The 11,702-nt window shown below is 26.1% G+C and carries 11 protein-coding genes; all 11 read right to left on the bottom strand.

Going from position 1 to position 11,702, the window contains the following annotated elements; translation table 11 throughout:
* Positions 1-2 precede the first annotated feature (2 nt).
* The 11 genes from GQS57_RS01455 to GQS57_RS01405 all read right to left on the bottom strand — a co-directional run bounded on the left by GQS57_RS01455 (position 3) and on the right by GQS57_RS01405 (position 11,685).
* Positions 3-1,151: a glycosyltransferase gene (locus GQS57_RS01455; RefSeq protein WP_165730508.1), complete on the bottom strand. Its 1,149-nt coding sequence runs from the start codon at positions 1,149-1,151 to the stop codon at positions 3-5.
* Entirely contained in the window at positions 1,148-2,053 is a 906-nt protein-coding gene (locus tag GQS57_RS01450; RefSeq protein WP_165730507.1) for a hypothetical protein, read from the bottom strand. The genes GQS57_RS01455 and GQS57_RS01450 overlap by 4 nt, the downstream gene beginning before the upstream one ends.
* A 4-nt stretch (positions 2,054-2,057) precedes the next feature.
* Entirely contained in the window at positions 2,058-3,482 is a 1,425-nt protein-coding gene (locus GQS57_RS01445; RefSeq protein WP_165730506.1) for an MBOAT family protein, read from the bottom strand.
* A gap of 28 nt (positions 3,483-3,510) precedes the next feature.
* Positions 3,511-4,452, bottom strand: a complete 942-nt coding sequence (locus tag GQS57_RS01440; protein ID WP_165730505.1) for a glycosyltransferase family 2 protein — start codon at positions 4,450-4,452, stop codon at positions 3,511-3,513.
* A 1-nt stretch (position 4,453) separates the two neighbouring features.
* Positions 4,454-5,398: a glycosyltransferase family A protein gene (locus GQS57_RS01435; protein WP_165730504.1), complete on the bottom strand. Its 945-nt coding sequence runs from the start codon at positions 5,396-5,398 to the stop codon at positions 4,454-4,456.
* Positions 5,399-5,544: 146 nt separating this feature from the next.
* Positions 5,545-6,537, bottom strand: a complete 993-nt coding sequence (locus GQS57_RS01430) for a glycosyltransferase family 2 protein (protein WP_165730502.1) — start codon at positions 6,535-6,537, stop codon at positions 5,545-5,547.
* Positions 6,538-6,575: 38 nt separating this feature from the next.
* Complete coding sequence (locus GQS57_RS01425) at positions 6,576-7,553, bottom strand: hypothetical protein (protein ID WP_165730500.1); 978 nt, start codon at positions 7,551-7,553, stop codon at positions 6,576-6,578.
* 56 nt (positions 7,554-7,609) lie between these two features.
* Entirely contained in the window at positions 7,610-8,713 is a 1,104-nt protein-coding gene (locus GQS57_RS01420) for a glycosyltransferase (protein ID WP_165730499.1), read from the bottom strand.
* Positions 8,710-9,750 (bottom strand): glycosyltransferase family A protein, encoded by a 1,041-nt coding sequence (locus tag GQS57_RS01415; RefSeq protein WP_165730497.1) that lies wholly within the window; start codon positions 9,748-9,750, stop codon positions 8,710-8,712. The genes GQS57_RS01420 and GQS57_RS01415 overlap by 4 nt, the downstream gene beginning before the upstream one ends.
* Positions 9,735-10,619 (bottom strand): alpha-1,2-fucosyltransferase, encoded by an 885-nt coding sequence (locus GQS57_RS01410; protein WP_165730495.1) that lies wholly within the window; start codon positions 10,617-10,619, stop codon positions 9,735-9,737. Before GQS57_RS01410 ends, GQS57_RS01415 begins: the two co-directional genes overlap by 16 nt.
* A 172-nt stretch (positions 10,620-10,791) precedes the next feature.
* The gene (locus GQS57_RS01405; RefSeq protein WP_165730493.1) at positions 10,792-11,685 is read right to left on the bottom strand and encodes a glycosyltransferase family 2 protein; all 894 of its coding nucleotides are present in this window, start codon (positions 11,683-11,685) and stop codon (positions 10,792-10,794) included.
* Positions 11,686-11,702 lie beyond the last annotated feature (17 nt).

Below are 11,702 nucleotides of genomic sequence, written 5' to 3'. Positions count from 1 at the left end.
TCTTAAATATTATTTTCTATGGCAGCATAAGCGTCTAAAACACGGTTTCGAATTTCTTTGTATGCTAATTTCTTTGCAATTTCTTGATTCATTAAAAAAGCTTTTTCTAATAACTCATCACTTTTTAAAGCTTTAGATATCAATTTAGAAATTTCGACAGCATCTTCTGGATTCTGAATTAAAAATCCATTTTCACCATCGGAAATATAGTCTTCACTTGCACCACCAGGGTTCGATTGAATAGGAAAAGCACCTAAAATAATTGCTTCTAAAAGTGTGTTTGGTATTCCGTCTGAAATATTATTACCAATGGAAATTTTAGCTTTCGCAAATAACTTTAATAATTCATTCTGACTCACTTCTTTTTTTCTACTTATATATGCTATATTCCATCCATTGCCATTCATTTCTTCAATTTTATCAATAACGTTATCGTGTGCAGAATAAACCAAAATTTTATAATCAATTAAATCATTCTTTATCGACTCTAAGGCTTTTAAAACAACTAAAGCTCTACCCGCCCAATGATGATATCCTTTAATAATAATTAAGTCTTCTTTGGGAATTTCTGCAACAGTATCTTTTATTTTTCCTAATTGATAACCGCCACCACCAGGGAAAACACCTGCAACTTCATTTTTAAACCCTAAATCTTTTGCAATATCGATATCTCTTTGATTATCAACAAATAGATAATTCAAGTTAAAAAGGACTTGTTTTATCTTTTGTTGATGTTTCTTTTCATTTTGATATAAATACAAATCACTTCCCCAAGAAAAATACGCCCATTTAAAATCAATTTTTTTTCGAACTTTTAATAAAGGATACGTTTGCGATTGCATTTCTAAAGAATGTACTAAATCTGGTTTGAGTTCTTTAATCAACTCTTCTAGTTTTTCTGAAGCAGTTACCTTTAAATAGGGCTCTATTTTATTAAAAACACTTGGTGTTTTTTTTTCAAGAAAAAACTCCCCCTTTAAATAAGGTACTTTTCTTTTACTCCAACCTGTACTATAATTAGTCCATAATAAATCTTTATGAATAGGTCTATCTAAGCAATCGAACACATAAACTTCATGTTCTGTATCTTTTAATTGATTGATCCATCTTGCTGCATGGATGTATTGAAGGCATACGAATAGTATTTTCATAAACTTACTTTTAAAATACTATCTAACTTTTTGGTGAATACTTTTGCTCCTTTTACATTTAGGTGATCTGAGTTTTCATAAAAAACTAAATCTGTTGACATAAAATCTAAAGCTTCAATTACCTCAATATCCTTTAGGTTTTTAGAAAGTATTTTATGAATAATTTTACTGTATTTGTAATTGGTTAATGAATAGAAGTATTTAGAATACGGAGGTAAAACTAAAATTAATTTGACATTATTAGCTTTACATTTGGCATTTAATTTCTTAATTCTGTTTATGTTTTTTTCTATTAAAGAGTTGTTTTTAACACTTACTTCTAATCGTTTTAACTTCTTAATAATATCTGGGTCTTTTACAAATAAAGTATTATTTGCCCTCCAACCTTTTTTAGATACTTTCTGTTTCTTCATAAAAGAAAGAAAATAACTATCATTCATTAATTCCCTAAAAGGTTCATTGATGATTAAGCTATTTTTTAACACACCTTGATCATATTTTTTAATTTTAAAAAAATTATAATATAATCGCATCTGACCTTTATGATATTCATTAATCGCATTTAATTCGCCAAATAAAGAATAGTAAGATATCGGAATTAATACTGCTTTTAATTTTTCTCTATTTTCTACATTGTTAATCAATAAATCTATATCCGTGTTTAACTCCCTTGCCTTTGTTGCAATATTTACCGCGTTAAAATTAGAGACACTATCAGCTAACACTCCAAAGCCTAAATGTGAATTTCCAGAAATTAAAACCTCTACATCTTTATTCTGTAATAAACCGGCTTTATAATTATACGTATTTTTATTATTTGGAAATACAAATAAATCAAGAATAATAAATAAACAAACTATGATTGCTAAAAGTATTGAACTATTTTTTAAAAATAATTTCATTGTATTAAAATTGAAAATATATAAATGATGTTTTTTCTGCAGAAGACATTGAATACAGCACTACAAAAATAAATAATACATAGAAAATCTTTCGATATTTATTTTTAAAAACAACGATAACCTCGTCACGTCTAGAAAGCCATTCTATAAGAATGAAGATAAACAATATTGGAAACATTCTTTTTTGTCGAATCACAGAAGGCCAAAAGTTAGAAACATCAAAGATACCACCAATATATTTTACGGCTTCTGTAATGGTTGCTGCTCTAAAAAACACCCATGCTAAGCAAGTAAGTGAAAACGTTCCTATAATACTTAAAACTTCTTTCAAGGAAGTTCTTTTGATATTCTCACATATAATATCTGTGTTTTTTCTATTTCTATTTGTTAATAATAACGGTATAAATAACAACGCATTTATAGCTCCCCAAGCAATGAAAGTCCAGTTTGCACCGTGCCAGAAACCACTTACTAAAAAGATTATAAACACATTTCTTAATTGAAATATTTTAGATCCTCTAGAACCTCCTAACGGAATATATACATAATCTCTAAACCATGTGGTTAAAGAAATATGCCAATTACGCCAAAACTCTGCAATATCTCTAGAAAAGTATGGATACTTAAAATTTCTCATTAAATCGAAACCAAATAATCTGGCTGTTCCTACAGCTATATCAGAATACCCACTAAAATCTCCATAAATTTGAAAGGCAAAAAAAACGGCTCCAATAATTAAAGTCAATCCAGATTGTTCTTGGTAATTCTCAAAAATCTGATTTACATACACAGCACAATTATCTGCTATCACTACTTTTTTTACCAATCCCCACAAAATCAGTTTCATACCAGAAACGGCATAATCATAATTAAATTTTCTTTCTTTACTGAATTGAGGTAATAAATTGGAAGCTCTTTCTATTGGCCCTGCCACTAATTGTGGAAAAAAAGACACAAAACTAGCAAAAGAAACAAAGTTATTAGACGGAGATAATTTTTTATGATACACATCAATCGTATAACTTAATGTTTGAAATGTATAAAATGAAATTCCGACTGGTAAAATGATTTGTATACTAGAAACATTCATTTGTACGCCTAACTGCTCAAAAGCAGCTATGAAGTTTTCAATAAAAAAATTGTAATATTTAAAGAAACCTAACATTCCTAAGTTAAAGGCCAAACTTAATCCTAAAGCCCATTTTCTTTTTGTTTTTTCATCGGTTACTTCTAAATATTTTCCGATTGAGAAATCGATAAGTGTGCTTAAAAATATTAAGGACAAAAAACGCCAATCCCACCAACCATAAAAAACATAGCTTGCCAGTAAAATTAAAACGTTTTGTTGCTTGGTTTTCTTAAAAACAAACCAATACAAAGCAAACACGATGCATAAAAAGATTAAAAATTCTATGGAATTGAAGAGCATTTAATATACGATATCTAATTAAAAATTATTATAAATATTTATAGCCTTTATTAAAAGCCAAATAAAAGAGTGTAAAAATTAATGTTTTAAAAAAACTATAAAATTTATAATTTTCAATTTGCTTTTTTAAAGTTTCTTTAAATAGATAGTATTTAATTTCACTATTACTAACTAACGCCATTCTAAGAAATATTTTATGCCTAAAAATAATAAACTCTGTTAATTTTATAGCATTAATCCCTTGTTCTTTAAGGATTTTTTCATGCTTTTTTCTAGCAATAAACTCAGATTTAATCTCCCTTAAATTTAATTTATCTAATTCATAAGACAAACTATTTTCATGTGCTCTATATAGCATTAACGGCATCTTTAAGACCTTTATCTTAGGATTCTGATAAAGCATCCTTAAATTAAAATCCCAATCATCTAAATTACCTAAAGTTTCATCAAACATTTCTTTTTGATTGTTTAAAAATGATCTATTCCAAAATGCTGCTCCTGTTAAGAAACTAACATTTCCCACAAGATAGTCTTCTATTAAATTATTTGAAAACACTTTTATTTCTGAAATAAAATCTAAATTATTTCTAAAGACTTTAATGGGAGCTACTATTAAATCTCCTCCATTCACAATTCCTTTTATATAATTTTCAAATGCATTTTTATCTAATAAATCATCACTATCAAACCATTGAATATAGTTTCCTTTACTAATTTCAAACCCATAATTACGACAAGAATTTGCTCCTTTACACCTATTACTCGGTCTTTTATGATATTGAAAACGATTGTCTTTCTTAATATACTCGCTTAAAACAGAAGTAGTATTATCATTAGATCCATCATCTATAACAATACACTCCCAATTGGTATAGGTTTGTGCTATTATAGAATTTAATGTTTCACTAATTATATGAGCTCTGTTATAAGTTGGAATAATAATGGAAATGAAACTTGCCTCTTTCAACATTTTAATTAGTTTTTAAAAAAAAGGTTTTCTTAATTAAGAATAATAAAAACCTTCTTATTAATTTTAAGAAAGCAAAAAATTTAAAATTTTTAAAATGGTATTTAAATAAAAAAAACCAATCAGACATTGTAAGTTTCTTTTTGAATAATTTTAAATAAATTTCATAATACTTCAAAAAATAAACTTGTAATTCTTCAGGAAATTCTTTTAATCTTTCAATAATATTATTTTTATAAAATAAAAGTAATGCTTTATTTTTAAGATCAAAATTATTATCCATACCTGTTATACTAGAATTAGATACACCAATCGTTAAACAAGAAGAATTTATTGAGTAAATATATTTATTTTCAGAAAAATCTAACCAAGCTTGATCATCTGAATACCAAGCTAAAGGGTAGTCTCTAAAACCATGTTTTACATATGCTTGTTTAGTAAAAACATATTCAGATAAAGAAGAACGGGTTAAATCTTTTAAATTTCTATAGTAAGCATCTCCTGGTTTTTCCCATACTGGATGTGTGTATAAACAGGATAACGTTTTTTCTTCAATATCTAATGATTGTGTCGCAAACCTAACAACATTTACTTTTTCACGAAACTCATTGTATGAATTATACCAAGAAGCCACTACAGTACTTTCTAAAAAATCATCATCACCTAAAATCATAATCCACTCTTCATTATCTATTAAATCAATACAACGTTCCCATTGTTTAACTAAAGAAATAGACCCTAAATTTGATTCAAATTTTTTATATGTAAAACTAATTTGACTCCTATATTTTTCTAAAAGATTATTCGGACATTCTGAACTTGCATCATTTCCGATATAAACATTAAAATTTTTGTTGTTTTGATTAACCAAAGATTTTAATGTTTCTTCAAAAAAAGTTAGCTTAAAATATGGTATTACTATCGCTAATTTTATTTTTTCTTTAAACATATTTTATTATAAATTTAAAATATCTGAATTATAAACATTTTAAATGTAACCTGTTAATGTACCTAAATATATTCTCATTTCTTTTAGGTTTTTACAAAATGTAATTTGATAATACCTAAATTAAATAGGTTTAGATTATAATTTAATTACTCAGAAATCATATTTCGTATTTTTTTTGTAATAGTAAAATATCCTTTCTTATTATAATAAAATCTATTAAGAATATAAATACTATAAAGTGCTACTTGCTGAGAAACACTGATTTCAAATTCTTCTTTAAACAACTTAATTATTTTTATAATTATTTTACTATTATTTTGTTTCTTATAATATGCTTTTATAAAAACAAATAATTTTATAACAATTTCCTTTTGTAATTTTTCTTTTTTCTTTTTATCCAAAGATTTAAAAATATTAGCATATAAGATATAGAAATTTTCAAAAACGGTGTCTATAAAAATTTTATTATTATACCTTTCATTACTTTTTGTATCATTTCTATAATAACAATCTGTTCTGTCGATAGAAAGGTATTTAGGTACTAAGTTTTTTAAGACTCTAATATTAAAATCTACATCCTGAAACCTTAACATTTCTTCATTAAAATAGATTTTATTTTTAATCAAACTACTTTTAAAGGTTACCCTATGAATACTCCAAGGTAATTTATCACCAACTATAAATTCATCAATATTGTGTTCTAAATTAGCTTTAAAAATAAATCTATTTTCATCTACTTTAAGGTCACTGATTTCAGTAAACAAGCCCATAGAAGTAATAATCATATCTACATCATTCTTTTTAAAAGAATTAATTCTTTCTTCTAATGCCGTTTCAGAGAAGACATCATCAGAATCAAAAAAAATAATGTAATCACCTTTTGCTATATCTAAACCATAATTTCTACAGGCATTTGCACCTTTTTTTCTTGTACTTGGTCTGGTATAATAATGAAAACGTTTGTCTTTTTGAGTATACGCTTCTAAAATAGCCAACATATTGTCTGTAGAACCATCATCAACAATAATACACTCCCAATTACTGTAGGTTTGAGCTACAATTGAATTTAGAGTTTCTTTTATTAGTTTTGCTCTATTGTATGTAGGAATAATAATAGATACGAGTGGATTGATTTTCATAAATAATTAACTTATGCACTAAAAAATTATATTAACTTCTAAACAATTATTGTCTTTTTATTAATAGCCTCATAAGCAACACCATATAAACCTTTATCTATACGAAGGTGTAATTTATTATCATAATTATAAATAAAAGAATTATCTTTTTCTAAAATATTTGCTCGCTTATAAGCGACTAAAGTAGAATATGAACTTCTAGAATTACCTATAAAATTCTTTGCATTACAGCATATTTCAAAATTAATTGCCGCATTAATTTCGTATTCGAGATTAGGGTTGTAGAAATAAGATACTGTATAATTTAATTTTTCTAAATAATCAATTATTTCAGGGTGGTTTTCACCTGATGTAAAAAAGATGTTTTGAGAGTTAATAACCTTAGCTATCATTTTCATAATGTCTTCTAATTCCACTAAAACCAATTCTTTTTTATCAAAAGTTTTTTTAACTTTAGCATAATTTCGCCAATCAGATTCTGTTCTTATCTGAAGTGCTATGTCTAAATTATTTGAAAGGTAATCATTTACAATCTTCTCATATTCTGGCTTAAGCTTTAACGCTCCCAAAACTCTATGTTTAGTTGATTTTGAACTAATTTCACATAACTCACGTTCTTTTGTTAGCTCTTTTTCTGAATAATTATAAAGATCTATTTTATTATAAACAATCTTAAAATTTAAAAAATCTAAATATTTATTTCTTAAAACTTTATCTTTTGGAATGATTAAATCTTTACCATTATTATAATCACTCATTACTTTATTAAAATAATCAATATCATAAATATCAGAAAAACGAATACTTTTTCTCCACCCAAAATCAGGCTCAATTATAGAATATCCTTCTTTTAATGCAATATCGCAAGCACTAAACAAGCAATGAAGTTTATTACATAAACCCCATTTCAATTGTATTTTTAAGAATTTATTTTCATTATTTCTAAAAAATTTAATTTCTATATAATCTCGTGTTTTAAGTAACTTTCTCTTTATCTTGACTAAAGTATTATTCATTTATATATTTTTTTAAGCTTTTGTATGTAAGAATATTAATTAAAATTAATTTTAGTTTATTTATTTAAGACATCTTTTATGGCATTATCTATATATGCTATATGAATGTCTTTCGAAAAATTCTCCTTAATATATCTACAACCTAATTCACCCATTTTTTTAGATAAATCAACATCTTTTATAACCATAATCATTTTTTCTGCCATTGCTTCAACATCGTGTTCATCAACTAAAAATCCACTTTCATTATTTATAATGACTTTTTCTATACCTGCATGAAAAGTAGATATCACAGGTAAACCGGTAGCAGAAGCTTCTAATATAGCCACAGGAGTTCCTTCAGAGTCACCATTAATTGCTACAATTGAATGTTGTACAAAAGCGATGCTATTAATTAAATTATTTTTCACTTCTTCCGGAGTTATGCGGCCTAATAAAGTTACATTACCACCTATTTTTAAAAATCTAATTATATTTAAGCACGAATTAAATAAGGGACCATCCCCTGCAAGTTTTAATTGAGCTTCTGGAAATTGTTTTAAGACCTTTTGGAATGCTAAAATTGTATAATATGGTGCTTTTTTGTCTACAAAACGACCAACACCAAAAAAAGTTTGACTTTTAAATTCGGGTGTTAACTCAAAAAAAGAATCACTAGGAGCACAAGGAGTCTCAATAATTTTATTAGCTTCACAAGTCATACTAATAAGTGTTTCTTTTATTTTATGAGAAACAGCAATAATTTTTTTAGAATATTTAAATAAACTTTTATACCTTTTGTCATATTCTACCAATATACTTTCTACACTTGCATCATATCCATGGAATATTGGTATTAACGGAATTTTCAGTTTCTTACAAACATTTAAAACTGCTACAGCAGTCATACCATATTCAGCTACAACAATTTCTATTTTTTCTTTTTTAAAAGAAGCTAACAGCGCTTGTTCTTCTACTTTTAGTGTTGTTATTTTTAGCTTTTTTTTGATTTTAAATAAAACTTTCTTACTGAAACTACACAAAGAATCATATTTATCATTGCTTTTTGGTATGTTTCCGTTGAAATAAAAAATTATAGTTCCTGTAATTTCTCTTCTATGTTGCTGTATAAAAGTTTCTGAGTAGCTACTTTTATTTGGAGATAAGAGTGCTATTTTCATGATGCTTTTTTAAAAAAAATAAAAGATTTTGTCAATATTTTAAGTTGATCTGTAAAATTGATATGATTTTTCCCTACTTTATATACATTAAAAAATTGGAATAATACCTTTAAAGAGTATTGTTTTCTTCTCAAAAAGTAGTTTCTAAATTCCTTGGCTTCCAAAGAATTTAAATACTCAGTAAATATACTTTTTTCAAAAAAAGAATGTGAATTTGCTAAAAGTATTTTTTTCTTTAATTGTGTAAAACTCTTTATTTCTTTAAAATTTATACTTTTTGTTTTTATTAATATATGCTTTAAAACTTTTTTTTCCTGTTCACTTAAATTACAATTTAAATTTTGCAATAATCTTAACCTTACTTCAAAAGCTTTATCAATTCGTTTTACTTCATTTTTTTTAGTTATTTGCTGTTCATGAACGCGATAATGTACTAATATTTTATTTAAGTTATAATATCTCCCTTTATTAATTAAACGTACCCATAAATCATAATCTTCAGCTGGTTCCATGTTAAAATTGTAAATAGTTTCCAATTCTAATAACACACTTTTCTTAATCATAACAGAAGGATGCAAAATGCAATTTCTATTCAATAAACCTAATTTAATTGCTTCATGATTTTCCGGAAAACAAACCTCTTCTTGTTGACCAATAATCTTGAAACTAGCTCCGCATAAAATATAATCTTGATTACTTTTTAGAAAATTAAATTGTTCTTCAAGTCTGGTGGGTAATGAAATATCATCAGAATCCATTCTAGCAATATATTTACCTTTAGAGTGTTTTATAGCAAAATTTAAGGTTTTGCTTATTCCCAAATTATGACTATTTCTATATAGCTTAATTCTTTCATCTTTAAAGGATTCTAGGTATTCAAAACTACGGTCTGAAGAACAATCATCAACAATTATAAATTCAAAATTAGTAAATGTTTGATTTAAAATACTTATAACAGCTTCTTTTATATAATCTTCACAATTATAAACTGGCATCACAACAGACACTGGTAATTGTTCTTTTAAAGTCTTATCCATGATTCTGGTATTATGTCGTTAGAACTCTTATTTGCTTCTTCATTGGCATACCAGTTTCGTGGAGCAATTACCTGTTTTTTTGAATTATTATTCAACCAAGCACCCCACCAACTAAAAGAACTATTTGCTATAATATTATGATTACAACTACTCATTAAAAATAGATCATTCCAACTATCAACACCTGAGTTATCTTTTACAAAAATTGTACTAAACCCAATATCACTAAACTCTCTTTCACACCAATCAATTTCGTCAGAAAAGAATACGAAAGTTACATTTTTATATGTGTTTGTAAAATATTCAATCGCTTTCAAATAATACTCTTTAGTACAAATTCCGTGAAAATCTTTAAATTTCTTTTCGCTAACATAATCACCTCTTCTTATATGTATACCAACACTGTTTTCACTACCAGTTATTTTTTTTAAAAAGCTTTTATTTTTCATTCCAAGATCTTCAATTGGAAAAGAATATAATTTTCTTATATAATCTTCCCAACCCATAAGATATTTATAGCTTTGAAAATAGCCTTCTAAGTATATAGGACCATTTAAACATAATAATTTTGGCTGGTAATTTAAAGAAGGCTCTTTATACACTCTTGCATATTTAACACCTATTTTTTTCTTTATTTTTTTTAGATACGAGTTCTTTAGAAATTTCTTACGTTCCCCTTCTGAAGCTATCTTAAAAAATTTATCAAATATTGATAATTCATAATTTCTAGGTGTTGCACCAATTGCCACATTATCGTAATATGTGTTGTCTATTTTCACTAGTTGTTTACTCTTCTCTGCAACAATAGAAGCAACTGCAAATTGAAACATTTGGTTTCCTAAACCTCCTTTTAAGTTAATTATTATCATCTTTTTTAGCTGTAACAATTATTCAAAAGAAAACTAAGTTCCTTTAAATAAATTCATAATTTTTTAAATAATCTATAATAGTTCTGTAATAATTCTTTTTAAATTAGCCTTCTATATATTCTTATAATAGCATCACCTTTTTCAAATATATAACATGTTTCAAGTATGCCATTTATTCTAATTCTTTTATAATAAATGACTGTTTTACTCTATCAAAAGTAATTAAAGGAGCATAATTAAAATGTTTGACTTCTATCTTTTTAATAAAAAAATTAAAGACAAGTCGCATAAAGTAATTACTATTATTTTTTCTTTTTTTAAGACTTCTAATTTTATTTGTTATATTAAAATCACTTTCACTAATTTTAGAGTCTACTTCTAATTTTAAAACTTCATTTGCTTCCACATAATACTCATCACTATTTTCTAAAGACAACTGGTTTTTAGATCTCATTCTAAAACCACTTAATAAAGCATGAACTGAATATAATTTTTCAAACCTAAAAAAACGTGTCCAAAGTTCTAAATCTCCTGCTAATTTTAAGTTTTTATTAATTTTTGCGCCAGAAGCATTCCATAAATATCTTCTCCAAAAAACAGACTCTTGTTGTATCCACTCAAAGTTATTACTATAATACATAAATTTAGACCATCGTTTAAAGTTATCTACTTGTATGGTTCTACCAGCTTCATCATAAACTGCAGGAATCCCCATAAGCCAATGAACATCTTTAAAATTTGAAAAAATTTCAGAAACTATAGAAAAAGCTCCTCTTGTATACATATCATCTGAGTTTATCCAAGCCATAATTTCTCCAGTAGATTTTTCAAAACCCTTTTGTACCGCATCATATAAACCTGTATCCCGCTCAGAAACCCAATAAGCTAAGTGTTTTTCATATTTTTTTATAATCTCTAAAGAACCATCAGTACTTCCTCCATCAATAATTATGTATTCTAAATTAGGATAATTTTGATTTAAGACTGATTTTATGGTTTCTTCTAAAAATGCTGCTCCATTGTAATTTGGAGTAACAATAGATATTTTCGGATATTTTAGACTCATTAAGTAATAAATGATTT

The organism is Polaribacter sp. 20A6, from assembly GCF_011378915.1.
GTDB lineage: Bacteria > Bacteroidota > Bacteroidia > Flavobacteriales > Flavobacteriaceae > Polaribacter > Polaribacter sejongensis.
The sequence above is the reverse complement of the archived record's forward strand: the minus strand, read 5'-3'. Positions and strand labels throughout refer to the sequence as shown.

Excerpts from the sequence above, each read along its gene's own strand:
- GQS57_RS01440 (WP_165730505.1), bottom strand. The coding sequence starts at position 4,452 with ATGTTGAAAGAGGCAAGTTTCATTTCCATTATTATTCCAACTTATAAC.
- GQS57_RS01445 (WP_165730506.1), bottom strand. The coding sequence starts at position 3,482 with ATGCTCTTCAATTCCATAGAATTTTTAATCTTTTTATGCATCGTGTTT.
- GQS57_RS01455 (WP_165730508.1), bottom strand. The coding sequence starts at position 1,151 with ATGAAAATACTATTCGTATGCCTTCAATACATCCATGCAGCAAGATGG.
- GQS57_RS01435 (WP_165730504.1), bottom strand. The coding sequence starts at position 5,398 with ATGTTTAAAGAAAAAATAAAATTAGCGATAGTAATACCATATTTTAAG.
- GQS57_RS01410 (WP_165730495.1), bottom strand. The coding sequence starts at position 10,619 with ATGATAATAATTAACTTAAAAGGAGGTTTAGGAAACCAAATGTTTCAA.
- GQS57_RS01425 (WP_165730500.1), bottom strand. The coding sequence starts at position 7,553 with ATGAATAATACTTTAGTCAAGATAAAGAGAAAGTTACTTAAAACACGA.
- GQS57_RS01405 (WP_165730493.1), bottom strand. The coding sequence starts at position 11,685 with ATGAGTCTAAAATATCCGAAAATATCTATTGTTACTCCAAATTACAAT.
- GQS57_RS01420 (WP_165730499.1), bottom strand. The coding sequence starts at position 8,713 with ATGAAAATAGCACTCTTATCTCCAAATAAAAGTAGCTACTCAGAAACT.
- GQS57_RS01430 (WP_165730502.1), bottom strand. The coding sequence starts at position 6,537 with ATGAAAATCAATCCACTCGTATCTATTATTATTCCTACATACAATAGA.
- GQS57_RS01450 (WP_165730507.1), bottom strand. The coding sequence starts at position 2,053 with ATGAAATTATTTTTAAAAAATAGTTCAATACTTTTAGCAATCATAGTT.
- GQS57_RS01415 (WP_165730497.1), bottom strand. The coding sequence starts at position 9,750 with ATGGATAAGACTTTAAAAGAACAATTACCAGTGTCTGTTGTGATGCCA.